At 38.8% G+C, this 24,540-nt stretch carries 27 protein-coding genes and 2 pseudogenes; 25 read left to right on the forward strand and 4 right to left on the reverse strand.

Annotated elements, in window-relative coordinates; translation table 11 throughout:
• The first annotated feature begins 248 nt into the window (after nucleotides 1–248).
• On the forward strand, nucleotides 249–989 hold the full coding sequence (locus BS333_RS16680) for a DUF2799 domain-containing protein (RefSeq protein WP_021709847.1): 741 nt from the start codon (nucleotides 249–251) through the stop codon (nucleotides 987–989).
• 66 nt (nucleotides 990–1,055) lie between these two features.
• Here the strand turns inward: BS333_RS16680 and BS333_RS16685 are convergent, their stop codons facing one another.
• Together BS333_RS16685 and BS333_RS16690 are read right to left on the reverse strand one after the other, a co-directional pair.
• Nucleotides 1,056–1,529, reverse strand: coding sequence for a DedA family protein (locus tag BS333_RS16685; protein ID WP_021709848.1), 474 nt, complete (start codon nucleotides 1,527–1,529; stop codon nucleotides 1,056–1,058).
• A 24-nt stretch (nucleotides 1,530–1,553) separates the two neighbouring features.
• The gene (locus BS333_RS16690; RefSeq protein WP_021709849.1) at nucleotides 1,554–2,282 is read right to left on the reverse strand and encodes a glycosyltransferase family 2 protein; all 729 of its coding nucleotides are present in this window, start codon (nucleotides 2,280–2,282) and stop codon (nucleotides 1,554–1,556) included.
• A 264-nt stretch (nucleotides 2,283–2,546) separates the two neighbouring features.
• Here BS333_RS16690 and BS333_RS16695 point away from each other — a divergent pair, with 264 nt between their 5' ends.
• The 5 genes from BS333_RS16695 to BS333_RS16715 all read left to right on the forward strand — a co-directional run bounded on the left by BS333_RS16695 (nucleotide 2,547) and on the right by BS333_RS16715 (nucleotide 7,180).
• Nucleotides 2,547–2,972, forward strand: coding sequence for a GNAT family N-acetyltransferase (locus BS333_RS16695; protein WP_021709850.1), 426 nt, complete (start codon nucleotides 2,547–2,549; stop codon nucleotides 2,970–2,972).
• 122 nt (nucleotides 2,973–3,094) lie between these two features.
• Complete coding sequence (locus tag BS333_RS16700; protein WP_033003774.1) at nucleotides 3,095–3,805, forward strand: response regulator; 711 nt, start codon at nucleotides 3,095–3,097, stop codon at nucleotides 3,803–3,805.
• The gene (gene creC / locus BS333_RS16705; protein ID WP_021709852.1) at nucleotides 3,805–5,247 is read left to right on the forward strand and encodes a two-component system sensor histidine kinase CreC; all 1,443 of its coding nucleotides are present in this window, start codon (nucleotides 3,805–3,807) and stop codon (nucleotides 5,245–5,247) included. The genes BS333_RS16700 and creC overlap by 1 nt, the downstream gene beginning before the upstream one ends.
• A gap of 102 nt (nucleotides 5,248–5,349) precedes the next feature.
• Nucleotides 5,350–6,765 (forward strand): cell envelope integrity protein CreD, encoded by a 1,416-nt coding sequence (creD, locus tag BS333_RS16710; protein WP_021709853.1) that lies wholly within the window; start codon nucleotides 5,350–5,352, stop codon nucleotides 6,763–6,765.
• On the forward strand, nucleotides 6,758–7,180 hold the full coding sequence (locus BS333_RS16715; RefSeq protein ID WP_021709854.1) for a ribosomal maturation YjgA family protein: 423 nt from the start codon (nucleotides 6,758–6,760) through the stop codon (nucleotides 7,178–7,180). Before creD ends, BS333_RS16715 begins: the two co-directional genes overlap by 8 nt.
• A gap of 301 nt (nucleotides 7,181–7,481) precedes the next feature.
• Here BS333_RS16715 and BS333_RS16720 read toward each other — a convergent pair whose 3' ends face one another.
• A complete protein-coding gene (locus BS333_RS16720) occupies nucleotides 7,482–8,651 on the reverse strand; it encodes a histidine decarboxylase (RefSeq protein WP_021709855.1) in 1,170 nt (389 codons plus the stop codon).
• Between the two features lie 284 nt (nucleotides 8,652–8,935).
• Here BS333_RS16720 and BS333_RS16725 point away from each other — a divergent pair, with 284 nt between their 5' ends.
• The 13 genes from BS333_RS16725 to BS333_RS22505 all read left to right on the forward strand — a co-directional run bounded on the left by BS333_RS16725 (nucleotide 8,936) and on the right by BS333_RS22505 (nucleotide 20,725).
• A complete protein-coding gene (locus BS333_RS16725; RefSeq protein WP_033003779.1) occupies nucleotides 8,936–9,442 on the forward strand; it encodes a YgjV family protein in 507 nt (168 codons plus the stop codon).
• Nucleotides 9,443–9,618: 176 nt separating this feature from the next.
• A complete protein-coding gene (locus BS333_RS16730; RefSeq protein ID WP_021709857.1) occupies nucleotides 9,619–10,131 on the forward strand; it encodes a DUF2165 family protein in 513 nt (170 codons plus the stop codon).
• 321 nt (nucleotides 10,132–10,452) lie between these two features.
• Nucleotides 10,453–12,303, forward strand: coding sequence for an Lnb N-terminal periplasmic domain-containing protein (locus BS333_RS16735; protein WP_227739144.1), 1,851 nt, complete (start codon nucleotides 10,453–10,455; stop codon nucleotides 12,301–12,303).
• Nucleotides 12,304–12,307: 4 nt separating this feature from the next.
• On the forward strand, nucleotides 12,308–12,754 hold the full coding sequence (locus BS333_RS16740) for a DUF3015 family protein (protein WP_033003780.1): 447 nt from the start codon (nucleotides 12,308–12,310) through the stop codon (nucleotides 12,752–12,754).
• Nucleotides 12,755–12,961: 207 nt separating this feature from the next.
• Nucleotides 12,962–13,468 (forward strand): rod shape-determining protein, encoded by a 507-nt coding sequence (locus tag BS333_RS16745; RefSeq protein ID WP_021709860.1) that lies wholly within the window; start codon nucleotides 12,962–12,964, stop codon nucleotides 13,466–13,468.
• Nucleotides 13,469–13,673: 205 nt separating this feature from the next.
• Nucleotides 13,674–13,925, forward strand: coding sequence for a TIGR03643 family protein (locus tag BS333_RS16750; protein ID WP_021709861.1), 252 nt, complete (start codon nucleotides 13,674–13,676; stop codon nucleotides 13,923–13,925).
• 201 nt (nucleotides 13,926–14,126) lie between these two features.
• Nucleotides 14,127–15,731: an ABC-F family ATPase gene (locus BS333_RS16755; RefSeq protein ID WP_081638550.1), complete on the forward strand. Its 1,605-nt coding sequence runs from the start codon at nucleotides 14,127–14,129 to the stop codon at nucleotides 15,729–15,731.
• 168 nt (nucleotides 15,732–15,899) lie between these two features.
• Nucleotides 15,900–16,331: a VF530 family protein gene (locus tag BS333_RS16760; protein WP_033003783.1), complete on the forward strand. Its 432-nt coding sequence runs from the start codon at nucleotides 15,900–15,902 to the stop codon at nucleotides 16,329–16,331.
• Nucleotides 16,332–16,876: 545 nt separating this feature from the next.
• Nucleotides 16,877–17,434: a diaminobutyrate acetyltransferase gene (ectA, locus tag BS333_RS16765; protein ID WP_021709864.1), complete on the forward strand. Its 558-nt coding sequence runs from the start codon at nucleotides 16,877–16,879 to the stop codon at nucleotides 17,432–17,434.
• A 15-nt stretch (nucleotides 17,435–17,449) separates the two neighbouring features.
• The gene (ectB, locus tag BS333_RS16770; RefSeq protein ID WP_021709865.1) at nucleotides 17,450–18,718 is read left to right on the forward strand and encodes a diaminobutyrate--2-oxoglutarate transaminase; all 1,269 of its coding nucleotides are present in this window, start codon (nucleotides 17,450–17,452) and stop codon (nucleotides 18,716–18,718) included.
• A 12-nt stretch (nucleotides 18,719–18,730) separates the two neighbouring features.
• Entirely contained in the window at nucleotides 18,731–19,117 is a 387-nt protein-coding gene (locus BS333_RS16775) for an ectoine synthase (protein WP_021709866.1), read from the forward strand.
• 330 nt (nucleotides 19,118–19,447) lie between these two features.
• Complete coding sequence (gene trpS, locus BS333_RS16780) at nucleotides 19,448–20,470, forward strand: tryptophan--tRNA ligase (protein ID WP_021709867.1); 1,023 nt, start codon at nucleotides 19,448–19,450, stop codon at nucleotides 20,468–20,470.
• Between the two features lie 45 nt (nucleotides 20,471–20,515).
• A complete protein-coding gene (locus BS333_RS22505) occupies nucleotides 20,516–20,725 on the forward strand; it encodes a GFA family protein (RefSeq protein ID WP_021709868.1) in 210 nt (69 codons plus the stop codon).
• 480 nt (nucleotides 20,726–21,205) lie between these two features.
• On the opposite strand, the pseudogene BS333_RS22340 reads toward BS333_RS22505, so the two are convergent.
• Nucleotides 21,206–21,375, reverse strand: a pseudogene (locus BS333_RS22340) (DUF6435 family protein).
• Nucleotides 21,376–21,650: 275 nt separating this feature from the next.
• Between BS333_RS22340 and BS333_RS16800 the strand changes: the two are divergent.
• The 6 genes and pseudogenes from BS333_RS16800 (at nucleotide 21,651) to def (ending at nucleotide 24,499) form a co-directional block, all read left to right on the forward strand.
• Entirely contained in the window at nucleotides 21,651–21,917 is a 267-nt protein-coding gene (locus BS333_RS16800; RefSeq protein ID WP_021709870.1) for a hypothetical protein, read from the forward strand.
• Between the two features lie 166 nt (nucleotides 21,918–22,083).
• Nucleotides 22,084–22,270 (forward strand): annotated as a pseudogene (locus BS333_RS22345) (MBL fold metallo-hydrolase); the annotation flags it as partial.
• Between the two features lie 197 nt (nucleotides 22,271–22,467).
• Nucleotides 22,468–22,764, forward strand: a complete 297-nt coding sequence (locus BS333_RS16810) for a hypothetical protein (protein WP_021709871.1) — start codon at nucleotides 22,468–22,470, stop codon at nucleotides 22,762–22,764.
• 158 nt (nucleotides 22,765–22,922) lie between these two features.
• Nucleotides 22,923–23,435 (forward strand): tetratricopeptide repeat protein, encoded by a 513-nt coding sequence (locus tag BS333_RS16815; protein WP_021709872.1) that lies wholly within the window; start codon nucleotides 22,923–22,925, stop codon nucleotides 23,433–23,435.
• A gap of 36 nt (nucleotides 23,436–23,471) precedes the next feature.
• Nucleotides 23,472–23,597 carry a hypothetical protein gene (locus BS333_RS22510; protein WP_255209438.1) on the forward strand — a complete coding sequence of 42 codons (126 nt, stop codon included), beginning with the start codon at nucleotides 23,472–23,474 and terminating at the stop codon, nucleotides 23,595–23,597.
• Between the two features lie 389 nt (nucleotides 23,598–23,986).
• Nucleotides 23,987–24,499, forward strand: coding sequence for a peptide deformylase (def, locus tag BS333_RS16825; protein ID WP_021710621.1), 513 nt, complete (start codon nucleotides 23,987–23,989; stop codon nucleotides 24,497–24,499).
• The last annotated feature ends 41 nt before the right edge of the window (nucleotides 24,500–24,540 follow it).

Below are 24,540 nucleotides of genomic sequence, written 5' to 3' on the forward strand. Positions count from 1 at the left end.
CAAGGTGCTTGGGTATATTTTATTTGAATACCTAGAACTTTCACTAAAAATAAAAATTAAACTTTTAATAGTTTATACTTCTTATTCATAAATATTAATTAATGTTTATCTTTTGAATCTTTAACTTGTTGATTAAATTTGATTTTTAAGTAAAAAGACGGCATTGTATAATATCGAATAAAAGTTTAATGATTATACTCAGTATTTCTAGATTACTTGGGTATACCAATAATATGGAATTAAATCTTATGCAGAAATATTATATTGTGCCGCTGGTTACTTTTTTACTCGGAAGTCTATCAGGCTGTGCCTCGATTAGCCAAGAGGAATGCTTGCTTGGTGACTGGTATCAACTTGGGTTAGCTGATGGTCAAGACGGTAAAAAGAACTACGCTGCTGATTATAAGAAGGACTGTTCTGAATATAAGGTAAAAATGGATATCAAAGCGTACAATCAAGGCCGAGATGAAGGACTAAAAGCCTATTGCACCTATGAAAATGGTGTATCACTTGGACAATTAAATCAAACTTACAATTACGTTTGTCCAGCTGGCCTTTCTGATGCATTTTTATTTGGTTATAGGCCATATCACAACTTGGCAAGTGCAGAGGCCGAAAGAGAAAATATTGAAGAACGAATGGACCGCTATCGAGACTTGTTGCGAGATGAAGAGATAAGCAAAAGCGACAGGAAGGAATACCGTCGAAGCTTAAAAGTGGCTAAACGTGACTTCAGCCAAGCTGAGATTAAAATAAAGAAATACGGAAAGGAACTTGAGCTTCACAAAATTTCAGTCGAGAAAGCCAAGATCACCAAACAACTTGCCAGTCCTCATCTCTCTACTAGCCAGAGAATTAAATTAAGAGAGCGTTTAGACTCACTTACGCAGCAGGAGTCTGTTTATAAAAGCCTGTCATACGTAGAAAACACACTACAAGGTATAAAAGACATTGCTGACATGTTTGAGTATGAGTCAGTAAGCTACTAGTGAATAAAACCTCGGATCTTAAGTGAGCGTAAATTAAGTAATTAGCTTCGAGGTTTTATTATACGTTTACCAATCGATATGGTTGACGCCAGAGGCTAATAAATAGCCCCAAACAATAAACTGCCCTATACCGAGTACTAAACCAATAAAAGTATAAAAAGAAAATCGCTGCCAACGAACTTGATTCACTCCTGCCATAAAGGGAACAAACCAGGCGACGGGGCCAAGTAAACGAGCAAAAGTCATTACCTTGCATGAGTGACGATTCATTAATAAACGACATCTTGCCATTGTACGACGAGCGCTAGGAAACCTACGTAAGACTCTTTTTTGAGCAAAATAACCATAATGTCGACCAATAAAAAAGCTTATTTGATCTCCTATTAATCCTCCTAAAAATACAGCAATCACGGCATGGCTGTTTCCTTTGTATAACTGGTAACCTGCTGTTATCAAGAAAGGCTCACCAGGTACAAAAATGTTTGGTCCAATGAGCGAATCAAAAAAAGAGCCTAGGAATAGGCCCAATTCATCCAACATAGCGATGCCTAATATTGCGAGAGATTAAGATTGTTGGTAATGACCAAATTTGTATTCAATTTCGTTATTTCTCATTTCGCCGAAAAATAACCGGCGAACATTTGCTTTTAGGTAAGTAAACCCTGTTTTGTACAATCCATCTTGCTCTAGGCGACGAGGATCGAATTGAAATGTCATAGGAAGCAGTCTGAAACGCCAAGTTTTGCTGGCTTTTTTAACATAATGGCAGTCTTCACATAACACGATCTCTTCGTCAAAGCCGCCAATTTCATCATGAACGCGCTTAGTTGAAAATATGCAGGCCCCGACAGCTGTAGGGAAAAAGAATTGAGTGCAAAATAATCCAATATTGAATAGGCCATAGCCAGCTTTATAGCTCTTAGAAAGATTCTTAGAACCCATGTAAATGCCAGCAATTTCAAGTTTTTCTTTTGTCAGTTTTGTGATTGCTTTTGCCAGAAAATCTTTATCCAGCCTTACATCCGCATCTAAAAACAAGATTCGTTCATATTGAGCTAATTTAACTCCGGTATTACGACCTAGGCTTACACCGCGACGATCCATACGATGAATGGTCAATTCAGGTAGAGCTGTACGATATTTTTCGGCGACGTCACAAGTATGATCGTCACTATTAGAGTCAACAATAATCACTTCGTAGTTTTGAAACGTTTGGCGACTTAAGTCATCCAAGAGGCGAGCAATTTTTCTTTCTTCGTTAAGAGTAATAATAACAATACTAAGTGGTTTCATAATCATAAGCTCCCGATACCAATGTGTTTGATTAGGAGAATTATGCACATGCTATGCTGAATAACTTATGAGAGGTTGGTTCATATTCAGTTAATTACAGCTGCAATTGAAAAAAATGCGCATAAGTTGACATATGCTTACATTCTTACATATAAATAACTTTAGCTTGCGGTTATCACTATAAGTTGCTGATTTTATGTTGAAATGCGCGAGGTTTGGCGGCACTATACCTAACACTCATACCGTTCTCTATTGGAGTCTAAATTGATAATAGAAATATCCACACAACCAACAGAAGATGAATTAAATATGATCAGTGAAGGTATTCGTTCATTTAATGCCCCATTCTTGCCCAATGATGGTGAATATGAGTCAAATGGACGATTTGTTATAACGGTTAAAAACGATAAAGGTGAATTTATCGGAGGAGCTCAAGCCAATGTCATGTGGAGCTACTGTGTTTTAGAATTACTTTGGCTGTCAGAAGAGTGTCGTGGTAAAGGAGTGGGAACGTCACTCATTAAGCAACTCGAAAGTTTTGCTACAGAAAAGGGATTAACTCAGATTCGAACGGAAACGTTATCCTTTCAAGCAAAACCTTTTTATGAAAAGAATGGCTTTCGCGTATATGGAGAATTACATGATACTCCCAAAGGCCATTCGACATACTTTTTGGTTAAAGACCTTTAAATAAGGTCACTTGAGAATATATTTAATAGTGATTGGATTGAGCTTTGCCTTTATATCTTCAATCCACTAATATTTTGGCCAAATTAGTGGGCGATCACATCATTACACCAGAGGCTAAGACATTGAGCGACCAATCAACTGTCGTCATCATTGAAGATGAACCTGCCATCGCAGAAAACCTTATCCATGTATTAGAAATGGATGGCTACCAGGTCGAATGGTTTGCTACTGCCGGAGAAGGCTTAACATTCTTACATAATCATTTGGCGGCGTTGTTAGTATTAGATGTGGGCTTACCCGATGGAAATGGTTTTGAATTATGTAAAACCATTCGTCAATTTTCTGATATTCCAATCATTTTTCTTACCGCAAGAAGTGATGAGCTTGATCGTGTGGTTGGGTTAGAAATAGGGGCTGACGATTATGTAACAAAGCCTTTTAGCCCAAGAGAAATGTTGGCACGCATCAAACTTCGAATTAAATCAAAAACATTCCAGACTCCTCAAAACACAGAGCAAGAGGGAATGACGAAAACGGTAACGTCCGTTGATGATTTGATGGCCGACAATTTTGACTACAGTGTCGGCGACCATATGCTTGGCCTAACGGCGGTCGAGTTTAAAATTCTTGATAAGCTGATTAAGCTATCGGCCAACGTATTAAGTCGAGAACAGCTAATGATTGCGGCAGATATGGCCCCAGAAGCCGTCTATGAGCGTAATATCGACACTCATATAAAGGCAATTCGTCATAAGCTCAAACCATTTGATATGGCCGAGCGAATCGTCACTAAGCGCGGTTTTGGTTACTTTTACAGTGTAAAGGGGGAGTGATGAGCCGTTGGCCAAGGATACCAATTGGACTGAGGTTGTTCTTTCTCTACTTTCTTTTAGTCGGGTTGACCGCTTACATGGTGAGTAAAACCGTAGTACAAGAACTTAAGCCAACCGTTCGACAAACCACCGAAGAGACCTTGGTTGATATGGCGAACTTACTCGCTGTTTTAGCTGAGGAAGAAGTTGCTAACGATAAATTATCGCAGAGTCGTTTTTCTAAACTTTTAGCCGCATATGGGCAGCGAGAGCCTCAAGCTCGTATCTGGGATGTCGGCAAAAAAGCAATCAACCATCGAATTTATATTACCGACAGAAACGGAACCGTGATTGCTGACTCTTGGCAACAAGATATAGGTAATGACTTTTCACAGTGGAATGATGTGTATCTCACGCTTCGTGGCCAGTATGGAGCACGTAGTACTATGGAAGATCCCAATGATCCTCTTTCTACTGTGATGTACATTGCTGCTCCTATCTATCACAAAGGGGAAATTATTGGCAGTGTAACGGTTGCTAAATCGAATCGTTCAGTGCAGCCATTTATCGACCTTTCTATACGTAATGTTCTGTTTTGGATGGTATTAATGAGTGTCTTAGTGTTACAGGCAGGTGCATTGTTTGCTTGGCGAATCCACTCAGCACTGAATAAACTTGAGAACTATGCCATAAAAATGGGGCAGGGAGAAAAGGTCTCCAAGCCGACATTTAGAATCTTCTATGAATACGGCACACTGAGTGATGCTCTAGAAAAAATGCGAAATCAACTTGATGGTAAGCAGTATGTCGAAGAGTACGTACAAACATTGACTCACGAATTAAAGAGCCCTTTATCGGCGATTAAGGGAGCCAGTGAGATTTTGCAAATGCCATTGCCAAATCATAAGGTGACACGCTTTGCGAGCAACATTGAGCGAGAAAGTGATCGGATGCAGTCATTGATTGACAAAATGTTGGAGTTGGCTCGCTTAGAAAAACGGCCAGATCTTGAGCGAGTTGAGTCGATTTGCTTAAACAAAATGGTCAAAGAAGTTGTCGATGCGGCAGATGCTCGTTTAAGTGGTAAGTCTGTGGTGGCTAAGATTCACATTGATGAACAACAAACAATATTAGGGGATGCTTTTTTACTTAAGCAAGCGGCTTTTAACCTCATGGATAACGCATTAGATTTTGTGGATGATGGAGGTAAAATTGAGTGGCAAACTGAAATTTCAAAACACACCATCCACTTATCTATTTTTAACACTGGCCCACACATTCCAGACTATGCTATGCCGCGTTTAACAGAGCGATTTTATTCTCTCGCACGTGAAAATGGCGTTAAAAGTACAGGGCTAGGGCTAAACTTTGTCGAACAAGTGGCCAAGCTGCACAAAGCAACGTTACTGATTGAAAACGTTGAATTTGGCGTCAAAGTAAGCTTGATTTTATCAACTCCATAGAAACTCCATATTAGCTCCATTCATTCTCCAAGTTACGGGATTACATTACTTATACCCAAGCATATTGAGGTCACTTGGGTATACCCAAATGGAGAATAATAAATGAAAAAAATGCTCAATAATCAGATAGCAGCAAAGATTGCCCTAGTCCTGGGCTTGGTTGCTTTACTGCAAATCCCACTTTCAATGGTCAGTGGGTTGATATCGGAACGATCTTATCGGCAAGAACAAGTAAAAAAAGAAATTGCACACAGTAGCAGTGGTGAACAGCGAATTATTGGTCCGTTCATTATGGTGAATTATACCGAGACAAGTTATCAAAATGAAAAGCGCCATACGTCTAAACGGCAAAGATTTATTTTACCGAGTACTTTTAATATGGGCGCAAATTTAGACAGTTTTGAAAAATATCGCGGCATCTACCGTGCACGGTTATATAAAGCCAAAGTAGGACTGAAAGGGGTCTTTGATGCCCAAGATTTAGCGGCCCTACGTTCACTAAACATTGAAAATGTTAACTTAGTGGTTGGCATTGAAGACAGTCGAGGACTGATTCGTATTGATGACATGACTTTGGCTAACTCAAAAATCAAAGTAATGCCAGGGACGGGATTAGAGTCGTTGCCTCAAGGTTTCCATAGCCGAATAAAACTGAACAACTTCAATTTAAATCAGCCTTTGGCGTTTGATCTTAATTTCCTGCTGCAAGGAATGGGCCAGTTGAAAGTGACGCCAATTGGAAGTGATACTAAAGTACACCTTTCATCGGTGTGGGCACACCCAAGCTTTATTGGAGACTCTTTGCCTATCTCTTCTGAAATCTCTGAAAATGGTTTTAATGCGCAGTGGGTGAGTAATAATTTTTCCACCAATATATCGCAACTATTTCAAAGTTGTATTGTCTCTAATAAAGCCTGTCGTGAATTAGAACAACGACAAATGGGCGTTGATCTGATTGATCCCGTTGACCACTACCTGAAATCCCATCGAGCCGTGAACTACTCTTTATTAGTGATCACACTCGTATTCGCTAGCTTTTTCTTATTGGAGCTCTTGCAAGTACGTCCGGTTCACCCAGTGCAATACAGTTTTATTGGTTTAGGTTTAGCGCTGTTTTACCTGCTATTGATTTCGATGAGTGAACATTTGGGCTTTAACTGGGCTTATGTTATCTCTTCAGCAGCTTCAGCCGGATTATTGGGTATTTATGTGAGTGGCATCTTGAACAAGAACAAACACGGTGTGGTATTTGGATTATGTCTGTTTGGCTTATACCTGTTGTTGTTAGGCCTGCTACAGGCAGAAAACTATGCGCTGGTGATGGGGTCGTTATTATGTTTTGTGGTACTGAGCGTCATCATGGTGGTGACTCGAAATGTGGATTGGTACTCTCGCAGTGCGAAACCAAATGAATCAGAAATCAATGAATTAAAAAATGACAATGTCGAGAATAATAGCGTGGAAGACACGGAAATAAAACAAAGAAAAAATTCTACCGAGGCGGTTGAAAATGATTAACGATAAGATGCAAGGCCCGCTACAAAGTAATAAACATAATGCTTCAGCAGAGTTTTACTTTCGTTTCTCGATGAATAACCTGGTAAAAAGTTGTGCAATATTAGTCTCAATGGTAGTGATTGCACTTTATGTTCGAGATAGTTTTATCCGGCCTACTTTTGGGGATGTATTGGTTGTGATGTGGCTATACTACCTCGTCGCCAGTGTCATTCATATGCCTGCAAAGTGGCTATCAGTTTTAGTTATTTCACTGGCGTTTTTTATTGAGTTTGCACAATTGCTACAGGTAATAGCTTGGTTTGATATCGCACCATCATCGCCAGTAGCCATTATCTTTGGCGCGACGTTTGACTGGAAAGATCTTCTTGCTTACTGCGTGGGAGGTTTTATTTGCTGGTGGTTAGAAAGAAAATGAGCATTGTACAGTCACAAAGTTCTACAAATAGAACCTATACATTAATCAACTTAAACAGTGGGCTAACGGTGTGCCGTCCCTGCCAATTAAAGCGAAAGGTACGCAATAAATCGAGGCTAAGTTTGCTTAAGAAAGCCTATCTTTGGTCACTGATTCATAAAGAGTCAGCTTAAAAATGCAGTAAGAGATAAAGGTAAGCGGGTTTACCAATCGATAATGCGAGCCTTTTCTCTTATCATTTTCTATACCCAAGTATCTTGAGGTTACTTGGGTATATATACACTAGGTGAATTCGGGGTCATCAAACAATACAACGTTGTGGGTTGAACTGAACTTCTGCGTGGTTGGGTGATAAATCATCAATGATATCTTGTATAAGGTTATCGACTTTATCGGTGTGGTCGTGATGTGGCATAGTAATAATATGAGCAATATTACCAGCGTGGGCGAGTGAATATTTTCGCCAAATAGGCTTGGAAGGGCATGGAATGACAACAATATTTGAGTTCCTATTACGCCACGCCTTGATATTGACAGATTGGAAGCGTTGGACAATATATTCTGCCATTTCTAAACAAGTGCTCACTTTTCTTTTCCAATCAGGTAAGGCATTACTTTTTATCGCTACCCAAAGAAATAAAGTGCTATGGCCATTTCTGGAGCCACTGATAGTCTGATCTCTTGACACAATATAATCAACCTCAACAGAGATTTGCTCAACCATCTTCCTCTTTACGAGAACGATCCCACAGGGGAGGGGTGAACCAATCATTTTGTGACCTGAAAGACTGATTGAATCTATGCCATCATCAAAAGAGTAGGGCTGCGGTTCTTCCACAAACGGCATAATCATCCCACTGAGAGCGGCATCTGCATGGATATAGTATTCCTCGCGTTTTATTCCTAAAGAAGCGATATCACTTTGGATTCTTTTTATGTTATCTGTGGCACCAAGCATGGTTGTACCAATATTAGCGAAAATAATGGGATGTTTTTGTCTGTCTTCTTTAATTTTTTCTATTAATTGGAGATAATTTATTTCACCATTAGGCAAAGAACTGATCTTTCTTGCTGGTATTTTTAATAATCGAATGATCTTTTCAACGGAATAATGTGTATCTTCAGAGTAATAAATATAAGCGGATGGAAACATCTCACGAGCAAGATAGCATGAAAATAGATTACCTTCTGTCCCACCATTGGTGACATAGCCCCAGCTATCTTCAGTGGGGATCTTAAAAAGTTGTGAGAAGAATTCAATTATGTCACGCTCAAAATCAAAAGAATTTAGCTTGTAAATGCCATCTATTCTCCAATCACCACAGTTATTCAGAGAAAACCTTATAAACTGCTCTACCAGGGTGGAATCAAAATCCTCTGAGCTTGGATAGCCAAAGTTAAAGTATTGATTATCTTTGCAATGTTGCCAAAAATTTGTGAGTTTACAGCGGTCTTCATCAGATAGGTTCATTGATTTACTTTCCAGCTCGTTTTAGGTATGGTCTTCACATCAGCAACCATAGGTTCTGACTCATAAAAGTGTTCTGATGTTAAAAAACTTAATCCAATCTTTTACTGATCACCAAGATAAATAGGCACTTTTTGAAGGTATCATGAATAAGATAAGCGCAAGTTCAAACTTTATTGACACATTATTGTAATACGATTGCCAGTTCTGAGGCCTTACTTTTGCCAGTGTACTATCAGCGATGAACTATGGGACTGTAAACTATGGCCTTATTTTTAGGGGGAAATGTGACGCCATTTATTTTATCTCAGGTGTTGGTCTCGGTGGCGATTTTATTTGATTTCGCTTCTTTTCAGTTCAAAGATCGCCAAAAAATTGTAACTTGTTTGTTCTTCTCAGCTGCACTGATTTCAAGCCACTTTATGCTACTTGAACAATGGACAGCTGCAGCTTTAATGAGTGTCGCCTCAGTTCGGTATTTGGTGAGTGCGTTTTCTACCTCACCCAAGCTGAAATATACCTTTTGCACCGTATCAATTGTCACAAGTATTGTTACTTTTTCTGGTTTAGTGAGTGTTGTGAGTTGCTTGGGAACATTGTTTCAAACGGTAGCTGCGTTTAATAAAGATGACCGTCTATTAAGGCAACTTATGATAGTCGGAACATCTTTATGGCTACTCAATAATTACCTCGTGGGTTCGCCCGTTGCAGTGATTATGGAGGCGCTGTTTATAGCCAGTAATTTAGTTGGTTATTATCGATACTACGGTAAAAACTACCAGAGAAAGATCTGAAGCACAGTTAGTCATTTAAGCGTTATTTTTGATGATCGTTTCATCGCAAGGTGCGATCTTAAGTGGCTAATATTTATAGATTTTATTTTTTATTGATGTATTATACGGGCCGAGTCGGTATATGCCCATAAAGGATATTTGGGTATAGATAAAATCAATAATTAAAGGGATGAATTATGATAAAAATACAAACGACACATAAAATATCCAAAGGGTTAGTAAGCTTAATGGTTGGTTTGTTTTGTTTACTCGTTGGCTATAACAACATAGTCGATTACGACACTAATCATCAGTTTGTTCAGCATGTACTCAACATGGATGCCATGGAGTCATGGTTTCAGGGAGAGCAGCTTAAGGGCCGAGCAATCAAGAATGATACGCTAGTAAAAATCGGTTACTGGATAATTATCGCAGGGGAATTTGTTGCTGGATTTTTTTGCGTACTCGGTGCATTCATTATGCTAAAAAATATCCAGCAAGATAGGTTTGAGCATGGACAATCTTGGTACCTCATAGGTGGTACAATCGCTGCACTTGTTTGGTATTTTGGATTTTGTGTCATAGGAGCTGAGTGGTTTCAAATGTGGGCGAGTAAATGGAACGGGCAAGATGCGGCGTATTCATTTGTCAGCTTTATCATGATTACGATGGTGTATATTGTGATGCCATCACCAAAGGAAGCCATTTAAGGTTAGTCTGTCAATTTAACAAGTTGAGTCGGTCGAATGCGTGCAAAATTAAAATTTATACTGGCACTATCTCTACAGATGTTTTCTTAAAGGGTCTGCTATCAGTGCCAGTGTATTACGGATATACGACCACATTTTTAAATTTAAACTGAAACTCTTTATTTTAATGGCTTTTAATGCATTCACATCTAGTTATTTTTATTCATAAGTTTATTTTAATTGGTTTTAATTAAAATATAGTAATTAATGTGGCTCTATAATATTGACTTAAATATTTAAATTGATATGATCTTACCGATCCTTTCTTTGTGTCGTATTAGTTTGAATAAAATCACATTATACCTATTAACCTTATCATTTAGTATAATCTCTAATTTTTCTTTTTGTCATGATAATGACAGAGATGTAAAAAATGACTGGTCATATATTAGTTCATTACCCAAATGGCTTCTGCTTACTCATCATGAAGAGGGGTTTTTATCATCAGGCAGTAGTGTCTCAACAAATGGTTTTTTCTTATCACTAGATGGCAAGAAGGATCCAGAAAAAGAATTAGAAGCAACAGTTAAAGCTTTTTTGAAAAATCCAGACTCTCAGTGCCGTTTTCCTGCAAGAAAGATCTGGATTAAACAAGTGATGCCAGATATCGACTTACCTAAAGTTAATTGCCCCGATTATGAAAACTATATAAATAAATTTAGAACTGATAGTATAAGTGTGATATACGCGAGTGGGTATCTCGGAAACCCTGCATCAATGTATGGGCATGTTCTATTAAAATTCAATGGTAATAACAACAGGTTATTGGATAATACATTTAGCTATGGTGCTCAAGTACCCAATAATGAAAATAAAATAGTGTATATGTACCAAGGTATAACTGGTGGTTATCAAGGTCATTTTTCCAATCAAAAGTACCATCATCAGAACCTAGTATACAACGAATCAGAACTTCGTGATCTTTGGGAGTATAAACTTAATGTTTCTCAGGATAAGATTGATTTCTTACTTGCACATTTGTGGGAGTTAGAAAATGCTCATATGGACTACTATTTTTTTAAACAAAACTGTGGTTATCAATTAGCCAAACTTCTGGAGCTTATACTTGATCGCCCTCTGTTAGTTGCCGAAAAATCATGGGTTGTACCATATGATCTAATTATGATGCTCAATCTGGGGAACAAGGAGTCAAGCCTTATTGACGATGTAATATACCATGAATCTCGACAAGAAAAACTGTATAAGAGGTTCAGCCAACTTAATGCACGAGAGAAAAGTTACTTAGAAAAGCTTATCACTCTTCCAACAGAGGCAACATTAGAAGAAATTCGTACTTTAAGTGAGAGAGAGGCTAAAAGAGTTATTGATGTAATGTATGATTATTTTGCATTTATTGAGGTTAAAAATAACGGCCTTAATGAGAGTGAAACTTCAAAGAGAGACATACTACTTAAAGAACGATTCAGATTGCCTGCGGGAGAAGTTGTTTGGAAGGAAGAAAAATATACACCGCCACATCATGCTCAAAAAACTGCAATGATTCAAATATCGCCAACATTTAACAGCGAACTTGGAAGGAGTATTAATTTACGTTTTCGTGCAAGTTATTACGACTTTCTAAATCTAAATACTGGTCGAGTACCTTTTTCAGAGCTCAGTCTTTTTGATGTCAATTTCTTGTATTCTCAAACTGCTAATAGTTTATCTTTACGTGAATTGAGACTTTTTAATATAAAAAGTCTCAATGTATCTAATACAGAATTGGAACAAGATGAATCATTTGCATGGGCTTTATCTTCAGGATATAAACCCAGTAATCTCTCTTGTTTAGATTGTTCCAATTTATTTATGGAAGGCTTTCTGGGTAAAAGTCTTGGTTTGAATGAACACTCAGCTGTGTATGCAGCGTTAGCAGGCGAACTTCAACTATCAGATCTAACAGAAGCAAAAGCTTATATTGGGCCTGAGTTAGGTGCGGTGTTCAATATCACACCGTATTGGGCTACTTCTCTAAAATTGGGTAGTCATTTTAAATTAAATGATATGGAACAACACAAAAACTACTTTCAATGGGAACAACGTTTTCTTCAAAGTCGTGATTTTGATTTAAGAACGTCGATTCTTTACGATGAAGCTTTTGAATACACAATTAAATTTTCAATCTATTGGTAATAAAATGAACAAAAGAACATTCTGTACACTTATTGCATCCACTTTTTTAGCAGTAAACGCATCTGCAGCAAACAAAAATAATATTAATCCATGGGAAGACTGTGGTATTGGTGCCATCATTTTTGAGGATAACAGTACAGCAGCTGCTATTTCTAATGTTATTTTTGACCTAGGTACAACCGCAGTGTCTTCTCAAGTTTCTTCCGAAGATTCATGTAATGGAAAAAGAGTTAAAACTGCTCAATTCATACAAGATAACTTTGATCAGATAATCGAAGAAACATCTCAAGGTACAGGCATTCATCTTACTGCAATGCTCGACATGCTTGAGGTTGACGAACATCAAAAGCCAGAGATGATCAGCTCGATCAGAAATAAAACTGCTCAACAAGTTTTTGAGAAGCGAAGTACTCCTCAGAGTTATTACGATAATGTTGTTGCAAGTCTATAGCCTTTGCTGACTATTTAAATATAAGGGGGCTTTCATTTAATGAAATAGCCCCCCACTTAATGAAATAGTTCCCAAAGAACTTAAATTCTTATTTGGAAGCTGCACTAAAAGTACGTAACATTTGACTTTTTTAGATATAAACAGGCGTTAAACATAAAAGCCAGATCCAACTCTTAATTAAGAAGTAAGAAGTAAGAAGTAAGAACAATGAGTAAATTTATTAGGGGACTATTTTCTGCTGATCTATTAGTAGAGCTCAGTGAGAGTAAAGTAGCCGTTAAAACACTTGGGGGTGGGGCACAACTTGAGTATGAACCTTACTTGGCAGTGGAAAACACAGGGAAGTATAATAAAGTCAAAGGTGTGGGAGCGGAAGCAAAATCATTAGCAGATGAAGTGACTGTGGTGGTAAATCCATTTTCACATCCACGTCTATTAATCTCAGACTTTTATTCTGCTGAAAAACTGATACAGCATGGCTTACGCAGCATTCAGAAAACAAAATTCTTTCAACCATCGCCTCGAGTCATCATGCATCAATTGGATAAATTGGAAGGTGGGTTGACCCATCTTGAAGACAGAGTTTTGCGAGAACTTGCCATAGGTAGCGGTGCTAGGGATGTTGTCGTTTATCTTGGAGACGTATTGGATTCTAGTAACACGACTTTTGATGAAATTAAAAGAAGCATACCCAACGGACCTCAAGGTGGTTGAGTATATATTTCTTTTTCAATTGATTAATTGATATTTCTCTATTGCCTGAGCTAAAAGCTGAGTTAGAACGTATATATTCTGTTCCCAAGTTGTCTGACGCAAGAAGTCGTCTCAGTGACACGCTCCCAAAGGTCATCTCGCTGAACGCAGCATCTTGAGGTTACTTGGGTATAAAACCTAATATTTTTAGAATAGGCAGATCGAAATGAAACTGACTTCAGCAACAGAATCAAGAATTATAGAAATGGCCTGGGAGGATCGCACGCCATTTGAAGCAATTAAGTTACAATTTGGCTTAAGTGAACCTGAGGTTATTCGCTTTTTGCGTCGTCGACTTAAGCCAAGTAGTTTCAAGTTGTGGCGGCAAAGAGTGTCAGGCCGCAGCACGAAACACATCAAATTACGCAACCCAGAAGTTTCTAGAGGCTATTGTCCAAGTCAGTATAAAAACCGTTAATTTTGCCTGATAGCTACACTCACTCTCATAGCTAATTTGAATCTTTTTTCAAAAAATGCTCGTTATATTAATGTGATCTATATCACCTTATGAGTTAATCAGATAGAATAGCAGTTCTATTCAATATGACCTTTTTTAACATTACCTCGAGAGTAGATTAAGAGATTGTTATTAAAAGAAGTTTACTTCGAGGATGTTGCTATCTTAAGTACAAATAATATCACCATGCAATTTGGTGCTGAACCACTATTCGAAAATATTTCAGCTAAATTTGGCAATGGCAACCGTTATGGACTTATCGGTGCGAATGGCTGTGGTAAATCTACATTCATGAAAATTTTAAGCGGAGCTCTAACGCCAAGTTCCGGTAATGTTTCGATGACTCCAGGGTTAAAACTGGGTGTCTTAAGCCAAGATCAGTTCGCGTTTGAACAATTTAGCGTCATTGACGCTGTGATTATGGGTGATCGAAAACTGTGGGAAGTTAAGCAAGAGCGTGACCGTATCTACTCATTACCAGAAATGAGTGAAGAAGACGGTATGAAAGTCGCTGAGCTTGAAAGCGAATTTGCAGAGATGGATGGGTACACTGCAGAAAGTCGTGCAGGTGATATATTATTACAAGCTGGTATTGAAGAAGAACTGCATTTTGGTTTAATGCAGCAAGTTGCTCCTGGTTGGAAATTGCGTGTGCTTTTAGCTCAGGCTCTTTTTTCTAACCCAGATGTGTTATTACTTGATGAGCCAACCAACAACTTGGATATTCATACCATCAACTGGCTAGCCGGTGAACTGAATCAACGAAAGTGTACGATGCTCATCATTTCACACGATCGCCATTTCTTAAATTCAGTATGTACCCATATGGCAGATATTGATTATGGTGAGCTACGCATCTATCCAGGTAACTATGAATATTTTCTTGAGGCGTCGGGTCTGCGTCGTGAGCAACTTCTGGCTTCAAACGCTAAGAAAACAGCCGAAATTAATGAACTACAGGATTTCGTAAACCGCTTTGGTGCGAATGCATCAAAAGCCAAACAAGCCAGTTCTCGTGCTAAGAAGATGGATAAAATTCAACTCGACGAAGTAAAAGCAAGTAGCCGTGTCACACCATCAATTGATTTCGGTGAAGGTAAAAAATTACATCGTTTAGCATTAGAGCTACAAGACCTAGGTCACTCATTTGGTGATGAACATTTGTTTGAAAAAGGCAATTTATTGCTAGAAGCCGGTACGCGTCTTGCTATCATTGGTGAGAACGGCGTTGGTAAAACAACATTCTTACGTTGCTTAGTCAATGAGATCGACCAAACTCAGGGTATTGTAAAGTGGTCAGACAATGCATCGATTGGTTATTGTCCTCAAGACAGCAGTGCAGACTTTGATAATGACCTTACTATCTTTGAGTGGATATCTCAATGGCGAACAGTTAAGCATAACGATCTTGTAGTGAGAGGAATTCTTGGGCGCTTGTTGTTTACGGCTGATGATGCGAATAAAAAAGCCAAAAATTGCTCTGGCGGAGAGAAAAACCGCCTGCTCTTTGGTAAGCTCATGATGCAAGACATTAATGTACTCATCATGGACGAGCCAACTAACCATATGGATATGGAAGCCATTGAAGCCTTAAATAGTGCGTTAAAAGTTTATACTGGAACTTTGATCTTCGTCAGCCATGATCGTGAATTTGTTTCGTCGCTCGCGACTTCAATTATTGATATAAAAGACAAAAATTTGGTGAGTTTTCAAGGTACATTTGAAGAATATATGGCACATCAGCAAAAAGCATCGGGTGCTGTGTAATCAAGTAGTTTTGTTAATAAACATCATAACTTTAGGGAAAACTTGCTCTTCTAAAAAAGAGTAGCATGTTATTCGTTATAATAGAGTGACATGAACTTAAACAGATGAAGTGGTGAACACAACATTCGCCACTTATAAATTAAGGAGCCGATCATGAGCCATGAATTCATGACCGATGAAGAACGAATCGAGTTGCAACAAAATAATCCATTGCACGGTCTTAAGTTAGAGGACATGCTCAAGCAGCTAGTCGACCACTACGGTTGGGAGATACTGGATACCGCGATGCGCATGAATTGTTTTAACACTAAGCCGACGATTGCGAGTAGTGTCAAATACCTCAAGAAAACAGAATGGGCCCGTGAGCGAGTAGAGAACTTTTATCTTTACCGCTTCAAGCGTATGCCTAAAGCGTCAGAGTACGAATACAACCTTCCACCACGTGCACGAACTTTTCGTCATGGGCTAGAACCACGTGAGCCAATGGAGTTAACGGTAGAATCCATTCTTGCATCACAAGCGAAAGCAGCTTCTGCACACAAAGAACGTTCATCGAAGCAACGCAATGATAGAGCTCGTTTTAACCACCGCCGTCGATAATTTTGAATCAGTGTTAAAATCATCTTTTAGCTAATTCGTTATTTGAGTTCGATAACGACATTTGTTTTGAAAACGGTTTAATTATACCCAAGTAACCACGTCCTTAATCCAGAATCTTGAGGTCACTTGGGTACATGCTTCACAGGCCATTTTTATACAAGTCAAATGTTGAACCTGTTTTTTGAGCAACGGCATTTCCATTTATTTTTCATAACATATCACATACGAACTGATCGAGTTTGTACCCAGTAAAACATCTTCTAAACTGACTTATTTGATCTCACAAAGCCAAGCTTTGATATCGTGAATGGTTGAAATTTAGCCAGTGCCTCTGTCCTATAAAATATTTTACTCAATGAGATCTTCTCTTTACAAGCTCACTTTGTACAAAAAACCATTAGAGATCTAATTAAAGCTAAATGTTGTGATAAGAGCTTAATTGAGTTGTCAGTCGCATTTATTACGCCATTTGAAGGGCATGCCTTGCTATAGAGCTTAATGTTTGAGCGATAATAGACAGTACATTTGTTTAGAGTACAAAGTAAATGCATATTCCTATAATCGTTTCAGCGCCTTGGGTGTCTTTCCCCGAAATGGATGAAAAATCTGGCCAATATGGCTCGTTCAGTGAACCCAGTGCGGATGATGGTGTGGACATATTCCATCTAATTGCCCAGTGCCCTCCACTAGATACTAACTCTGCCTACTGTAACTTCTTGCAATCTACCCACTTTCGCCACACTAGTCTTATTGCCCGATATCAGGGAGAGATCAGTGGCTTTGTTTCAGGCTATTTAAAGCCAGAAGATCCAAAAACATTTTTCGTGTGGCAAGTGGCTGTCTCTCCAAGTCATCGTACGAAAGGCCTAGCCTATCAGATGCTTCGCTCTTTATTATCAAGGCAGGGGATGCAAGGTGTGGAAGCGATTGAAACAACGATAACAGAAGACAATAAAGCTTCTTGGGCTTTATTTAAGAAGATTGATGTTCAGCATGGGGAAAGAGGATGCATCTCGATATTCCTCGACCGAGAAACACACTTCAAAGGTAAGCACGAAACCGAGTATCTATATCGAATCCCTCTTAAAGCAGCTATAAAATAGGTAAATAAACTAACCATGGATATTTTTAATCAAAGAGAATCACAAGTACGATCTTACTGTAATAGTTTCCCCGTTGTTTTTACCAAAGCAAAAGGGTGCTGGCTTGAGACTGAAGCAGGTGAGAAGTATCTCGACTTTCTTGCAGGAGCAGGTTCACTGAATTATGGGCATAACCACCCGATTTTGAAGCAAGCATTACTCGACTATATTGCAACGGATGGGGTGACGCACGGGCTTGATATGCATTCGCGATCTAAAGGTGATTTTCTAAAAGCTTTTCAAAAAAATATACTTAAGCCAAGAGCCCTTGATTACAAAGTGCAGTTTACTGGACCGACCGGAACTAACGCAGTTGAAGCTGCACTTAAGCTTGCTCGAAAGGTAAAAGGACGCAGTACAATTGTTGCTTTTACCAATGGTTTCCATGGGTGCACGATGGGAGCTTTAGCTGCTACAGGCAATCAGCATCATCGACAAGGTGCCTGTGTTAGTTTAAATGATGTTATGAGATTGCCTTTCGAAAACTATGCCGATATTGATGGCCTCAAGTTATTTGAAACCATGCTCAACGACAATTCCTCCGGTATGGATAAACCTGCAGCAGTATTAGTTGAAGTGGTGCAAGGAGAGGGGGGATTAAATGTTGCTTCAAATACATGGCTAAAACGCTTGAGTGATATTTGTCAACATAATGATATCCTACTGATTGTCGATGATATTCAAGCAGGATGTGGTCGTACTGGCACCTTTTTTAGTTTTGAAGGAGCCGAAATTAAGCCAGATATAGTGACTTTATCAAAGTCCATTAGTGGATATGGCCTACCAATGGCCATTGTATTATTGAAGCCAGAACTGGATATCTGGAAACCCGGGGAGCATAACGGGACTTTTCGTGGCAATAATCACGCCTTTATTACGGCGGCAAAAGCACTCGACATTTATTGGTCAGATAATGCAGTATTCGAGGAGCATATCTCAAACTGCTCTGCTTTGATTTCGGAAACAATCACCTTTAATTTGGATCGTCACCCTGATTTATTCATTAAACAAAAAGGCCGCGGCATGATGCTAGGTATTGAATGTCGCAATGGTCGATTAGCGTGCGCGATAGCTAAAGTGTGCTTTGATAATGGTTTAATCATTGAAACTGCTGGACCAGACGATGAAATTATCAAGTTTTTCGCTCCACTGACCATTAATGAAACTGAACTTCAACAAGGCTTAGCTATATTTAAACAATCAGTAGAAGCCGTCATACAACAACAATTTAAAAAAGTATCATAATAAGGGAAAGACATGATTGTTCGAACGTTAGAAGAGTGCCGAGACAGTGAACGCAAAGTTTCCACAGATACTTGGGAAAGTGTTCGGATGTTGCTTAGAGATGACAATATGGGTTTTTCATTCCATATTACGACTATCTTTGAAAATACAGAGACTCATATTCACTATCAGAATCATTTAGAATCGGTTTACTGCATGAGTGGAAAAGGAGAGGTTAAGGTAGTTGGCGGACAAACCTATCCGATTAAGCCTGGTACGTTATACATCCTAGATCAACACGACGAGCATTATCTTCGTGCATACAAAGGAAAAGATATGGTCATGGCATGCGTGTTTAGTCCACCAATCACTGGAAAAGAAATCCATGACGAAGATGGTGTCTACCCGCTTGTTGAATAAATAATATGATGGTCTGACTAAACTTAAAGAACCAGATATCAATATTTTCTCCTCTCTTAGAGTACAGTAAGTTTTGTTGCTGAGAGAGGAATGGTTGACTCAAAAAGTTACTGTTTTATATTGTTTTTTGGATTTTCTGTTGAATTTCAAAAAGATGATTGTTAGATTGCTTAAATGAAATATACTTCAAAGCCTACATCATTATTGTCTTGGTGGCGCTCTCATTAGAGCGGCACGGAATTCTTACGTTCTTAAGCTGCTGGAAGGTAGCTAAGACGATATTTGTTTTGTATCTCCAGTAGTGATCTAATTTAACTAGGAGATATACCTGTGAAAACGAAGCAAAATACTCATAAACCAGAAATCATTTTAACTGGTGATAGAGCGACAGGCCCGCTGCACTTAGGCCACTATATCGGCTCTTTAAAGCAGCGCGTTGCTTTACAAGAAAACCATGAGCAAACGATCCTCGTTGCCGATATGCAAGGCCTCACTGATAATGCCTATAACCCAAAAAAAGTATCGTCCAATATTCTAAATGTTGTCGCGGATTATCTAGCTGTTGGTATTGATCCAAATAAAACAACGATCTGTCTTCAATCACAATTGCCAGCCCTCGCTGAGTTGACCATGTATTACAGCAATCTTGTGACCATCAGTCGTCTAGAGCGAAATCCGACAGTAAAAAGTGAAATTCAAAACAAAGGATTTGAACGTTCACTCCCAGCAGGTTTTCTTACTTATCCTATATCTCAAGCTGCTGATATAACTGGGTTTAACGCAACTTTAATCCCAGTAGGGGATGACCAGCTACCTATGATCGAACAAACGAACGAAATAGTAAGAAAAATTAACTCACTAGCAGGACGTCTTGTGTTGACTCCATGTAAACCTTTATTAAGTGCTGCGTCACGATTACCGAGTACAGATGGCAAAAATAAGATGTCTAAGTCGATGGGTAACGCGATTAATCTTGGCGCTTCTGAAAAAGAGATCTCGGTCGCTGTCAAATCAATGTATACCGACCCTAATCACCTAAGAGTTGAAGATCCCGGCAATCTCGAAGGAAATGTTGTATTTACCTATCTTGACGCCTTTCACCCGGATGTAAGCTATATTCGTCAACTCAAACAACATTATCAAAAAGGAGGCCTTGGTGATGGCATAACAAAAAAGGTACTGGAAGAGTGTTTACAAGAGATGCTCAAGCCGATAAGAGAGAGAAGAGCAGAGTTTATCAACGATAAAGCTCAACTGATTGATATTTTAGTTAACGGAAGCCAAATCGCTAGAGATAAAACAGAGAAAGTCCTTTTTGATGTCAAAGATATCTTCGGGTTGAATCTTTTCTGAATAATTGAGAATCATGCATTTGTAGCGTTGTAGGTTAGGAATATTATGTTTTTAGGAAACTGTAATTGTGGGAACGTACAGTTTAAGGTAGACGGTGATGTTAAGCGTATCGTCAATTGTCACTGTAATTTATGCCGAAAAATGAATGGCTCAGCGTTTTCAACCTATGTTGTGGTATTGGAGTCTGACTTTAAATTGACGAGCGGTAGCTTGTCATTTTTTGATGTGTCAGAGAATGCACATATACCCAAGTGACCTCAAGAAGTCGGCTCAGTGACACGCTCCCAAAGGGCGAGTGACCTTAACTCTCAGACTTTGTTAACGATTCTCAATGTAGAGCCACTATATCTTCGAATCGTTGCCGTGCCTGAGAGCTAAGGTCATCTCGCTGAACGCAGCATCTTGAGGTTACTTGGGTATAACCCTTTTGTAGTACATGCGGTACACCGATATTTAACTCTAACCCTAAATATGCAGGGTTAAATATTTTACATCTGGGCAGTCTCGATATCGAGTTCGTTGAGAGGTTAAAACCAGATGTAAACATCTATGATGAATCAAAAGTGAATTGGTTAAAGAACTTGTCATATTTACCCACTTTCCAAAAAACGATGGAATAAAGGAAATACCCAGGGGCTTAAGGCACTTGGGTATATTCTATTCTGCATAGACGACTGAGAGAAGCAGTCAATAGGCGGCTAATTATGCAAAAGGCTATTTGAATCTTTTACAGGTTCACTCAGAGCTGAGATTCTTTATTTTAGTGTAAATCTCTTCGGCTTCTGCTGTAAGGCGGGAGTAGGTCCTAATGTCGCCTCTGCGTTGTGCCTGCATGGCCTGTTCCAAAAGCATTGAGTGCTGTTTTTTAATTTTTGGGTGGGGTTCGATTTTAAAAAAGAAAACATGGAAAGTACCGATAAGAGTGTGATTGTAGCAATTCTTACGTAACCACTGTGCGTATGGTTCAAAGGTTTTTATCATCAGCCTATACATGACATTCAAAAGAGAGTGCAACATCTATTCATCATTACTCAATTGATATTTATATTATTACTTTACATGATTTTGGTGAAAATCACTTTAAATTCATTGAGTTGTTGACACTATGCTCTGTGAGGGATACATTATTTAGATTCGCATTTTGTATGAATTTAAATAAATATATTATCAGGAATTATTTTTGAAAAAGGTATTACTATTCGGCTGTCTTGCGGCTTTTCAAGTTAATGCAGGCAATGTCATTAAACAAAAAATAGAAAATTATCATGCTCCGATTGAGTTTGATCGTATGACGGAGTGTATCAGTGATAATACAGTTTACTCTGTAGGCATGATCATCAAGAAAGACGGTCGAAGATTTATTTGTAATAAATTCAAATTAAAATCTGACCGACATTTAGATAAAAAAGCTCCTGCATCGTGGAGAGAGAAGAAACAGTTTAACTAGGCAATTATTTGTCGTTTGGTGATTCTCAACGTCAATATTCAATAAATAAGATACTGTCTATAGGAAAATGGACTCTTCAAAATCTTTGAACACTCCTAAAGACTACCTTAGTAGATAATACTCCTTTATCGGTAGGATGGAATATACTTGGCGGTTGAACGTGGTCTTTCATTCAGTTGGACTGCCAATATTCGACAGCATCGGTGGGACTAAGCAAGCGATTATAAACCTTGGGCTTGCCTTGTTACAGTCTCCTATTGACAGGGCATCGCACAGGAAAGAAAGCTTCTGATTTATTGAAAGAAGCTCTAGAAGAGCGTTTAGAGGCAATACCTACAGGCAGACCTAATTGAGTCCTTTCAGTACAAGCAGTAATTCAATTTTTTAGCTTCAATATGTATTAATCGAGCCCGTATTTTAAACCAATACGCGGCTTTACTCTTGTTCGGCTTCTCACGCAAAGGTGCTAAAATGGCTTGTGTTTCTTCAGGCGGTAATAGATCATAAGTGATAATTAATATTCATCCATTACAAACAGGAAAGTGCCTTCATGCGTAAATCAGATAAAAAGGTCGAAAACCTCATCATAGGTGTGTTAACCGAAGTCTGTGAAGATACATTGAAAGATTATGACGGTTTTCTTTGGGTGACTCATACAGTTAAATTTACTAGCTTTCCACAGAGTTTAAAAATTATTTGTGTGTTCGAAACCGATCAATACAGAGCAAACTTTTTCAAGGGAGAAGGTCATCAGCATGTCTCAACTGTAATCCAGAAAGCGTTCAATAAAGTTGGTGTGTCACTAAAGAGCGCCAGTAAGCAAATTAGTTACGATATAAAATATTAGAGCCTAATATTGAAAAACAGTTATTCCGCATATGCTTTTAGTGACATTGATAAATAATAACTTGGTATAATTATAAAATATTAACGGGTTTATTCCTTTTAAATCGGGATAGCCATAATAATTAAGATAAAGAACTAAGCAAGTTATATAAGATAGATATGCGAATTTTAATTTTACTATTAGCTGTACTGAGCATGACTGGATGCGAAGACCCAAATGAAAGGAACCTTAGAAAGCAAGCGAATGAGTATTTGACCTTTGCAGAAAAAGGGGACGCTGAAGCTCAATATAACCTAGGTAGCATGTACGCAGATGGCGAAGGCGTACCTAAAGACGAAAAGATAGCTTTGTCTTGGTTAACAAAGGCTGCCAAACAAGGGCATCTAGGTGCTCAAAACAGCCTAGGAACGATGTATGTAGAAGGGAAAGGGGCTGCTAAAGATGCAATACAAGCAGCAACTTGGTTCAGAAAAGCGGCTGAGAAGGGATACCTATATGCTCAAAAAAATCTAGGTTATTTGTACCAAGATGGTATTGGCGTACCTCAAGATGATCAACAAGCAGCTTATTGGTATAGAAAGGCTGCTGGGCAAGGAGATGAGGACGCTCGAAGCTGGCTTGAGAGTATGTGTAAAGAGGGCAAAGGGTGTGTCAGACCTTCGAAACGATGATATGTACTAGAAGGAAGGGTATTAAGAGAATCTAATATGGCAGGTGTAGTCGTCATAATCCTTGCAGTACAGTTGTTGGCTCTCGAAGGTGGGGATGAGTTTATGGCTAACTATCAGAAACACTCAGGGCAGGGCTTTCACGATTTTTCAATTAAGAAATAATGACTGCCGCTTTATAGCTATACCCAAGTAACCTCAAGATGCTGCGTTCAGCGAGATGACCTTAATTCTCAGGCGCGGCAACGATTCGAAGATATAGTGGCTCTACATTGAGAATCGTTAACAAAGTCTGAGAGTTAAGGTCACTCGCCCTTTGGGAGCGTGTCACTGAGCCGACTTCTTGCGTCAGACAACTTGGAAAGAGCCGGCTATTCCGCTTCGTTGTCTTCCTTGAATTCGACTCAGTGACCCCGCTCTGAATCAAGCATCTTGAAGTCACTTGGGTATATTACAAAAGGCGTTATTTTCGAGGCGACCATTGTGTTGCCTCATTTTGATCTCACTAAATACAGCGCTTAAGAACTTAGACAATAAAAATAGAGAGACGAGTTATGGCAGTTTTAGACATTCTTACCGCACCAGATCCTAGGCTTAAGGTTAAAGCGGAGAAGGTTCAGGATGTTTCAACGATACAAACATTAATTGATGATATGTTGGCGACACTATACTCAACTGACAATGGTATTGGCTTAGCATCAACCCAAGTCGGCCGTAAGGAGGCTGTTGTTGTTATCGACCTTTCAGAAAATCGAAATGAGCCACTAATTTTAGTCAATCCTGAAGTGGTGAGCGGCTCAAACAAAGCACTAGGTCAAGAAGGCTGCTTATCTGTCCCTGATTATTATGCCGATGTGGAGCGCTTCACCTCTGTTGTTGTGAATGCTTTAGATCGAGAAGGTAAGCCAATAACCATTGAGAGCGATGATTTTCTTGCCATCGTAATGCAACACGAAATCGATCATTTGTCGGGCAACTTATTCATAGATTATTTATCGCCTCTCAAACAAAAAATGGCGATGAAAAAGGTGAAAAAGGTGAAAAAGTATGTTCGCTCGCACTCTTAATCAAGCACACTGTGTTTCTCATGTTATTTGTGATGAAAAAA

The organism is Vibrio azureus (genome assembly GCF_002849855.1).
In the GTDB taxonomy this organism is placed as follows: domain Bacteria; phylum Pseudomonadota; class Gammaproteobacteria; order Enterobacterales; family Vibrionaceae; genus Vibrio; species Vibrio azureus.

Excerpts from the sequence above, each read along its gene's own strand:
- BS333_RS16810 (WP_021709871.1), top strand. The coding sequence starts at position 22,468 with ATGCGTAAATCAGATAAAAAGGTCGAAAACCTCATCATAGGTGTGTTA.
- BS333_RS16815 (WP_021709872.1), top strand. The coding sequence starts at position 22,923 with ATGCGAATTTTAATTTTACTATTAGCTGTACTGAGCATGACTGGATGC.
- BS333_RS16760 (WP_033003783.1), top strand. The coding sequence starts at position 15,900 with ATGACCGATGAAGAACGAATCGAGTTGCAACAAAATAATCCATTGCAC.
- ectA (WP_021709864.1), top strand. The coding sequence starts at position 16,877 with ATGCATATTCCTATAATCGTTTCAGCGCCTTGGGTGTCTTTCCCCGAA.
- BS333_RS16715 (WP_021709854.1), top strand. The coding sequence starts at position 6,758 with ATGATTAACGATAAGATGCAAGGCCCGCTACAAAGTAATAAACATAAT.
- BS333_RS16730 (WP_021709857.1), top strand. The coding sequence starts at position 9,619 with ATGATAAAAATACAAACGACACATAAAATATCCAAAGGGTTAGTAAGC.
- BS333_RS16750 (WP_021709861.1), top strand. The coding sequence starts at position 13,674 with ATGAAACTGACTTCAGCAACAGAATCAAGAATTATAGAAATGGCCTGG.
- BS333_RS16685 (WP_021709848.1), bottom strand. The coding sequence starts at position 1,529 with ATGTTGGATGAATTGGGCCTATTCCTAGGCTCTTTTTTTGATTCGCTC.
- creD (WP_021709853.1), top strand. The coding sequence starts at position 5,350 with ATGAAAAAAATGCTCAATAATCAGATAGCAGCAAAGATTGCCCTAGTC.
- BS333_RS16775 (WP_021709866.1), top strand. The coding sequence starts at position 18,731 with ATGATTGTTCGAACGTTAGAAGAGTGCCGAGACAGTGAACGCAAAGTT.
- BS333_RS22510 (WP_255209438.1), top strand. The coding sequence starts at position 23,472 with ATGGCAGGTGTAGTCGTCATAATCCTTGCAGTACAGTTGTTGGCTCTC.
- BS333_RS16740 (WP_033003780.1), top strand. The coding sequence starts at position 12,308 with ATGAACAAAAGAACATTCTGTACACTTATTGCATCCACTTTTTTAGCA.
- ectB (WP_021709865.1), top strand. The coding sequence starts at position 17,450 with ATGGATATTTTTAATCAAAGAGAATCACAAGTACGATCTTACTGTAAT.
- BS333_RS16745 (WP_021709860.1), top strand. The coding sequence starts at position 12,962 with ATGAGTAAATTTATTAGGGGACTATTTTCTGCTGATCTATTAGTAGAG.
- BS333_RS16680 (WP_021709847.1), top strand. The coding sequence starts at position 249 with ATGCAGAAATATTATATTGTGCCGCTGGTTACTTTTTTACTCGGAAGT.
- creC (WP_021709852.1), top strand. The coding sequence starts at position 3,805 with ATGAGCCGTTGGCCAAGGATACCAATTGGACTGAGGTTGTTCTTTCTC.
- BS333_RS16720 (WP_021709855.1), bottom strand. The coding sequence starts at position 8,651 with ATGAACCTATCTGATGAAGACCGCTGTAAACTCACAAATTTTTGGCAA.
- BS333_RS22505 (WP_021709868.1), top strand. The coding sequence starts at position 20,516 with ATGTTTTTAGGAAACTGTAATTGTGGGAACGTACAGTTTAAGGTAGAC.
- BS333_RS16690 (WP_021709849.1), bottom strand. The coding sequence starts at position 2,282 with ATGAAACCACTTAGTATTGTTATTATTACTCTTAACGAAGAAAGAAAA.
- def (WP_021710621.1), top strand. The coding sequence starts at position 23,987 with ATGGCAGTTTTAGACATTCTTACCGCACCAGATCCTAGGCTTAAGGTT.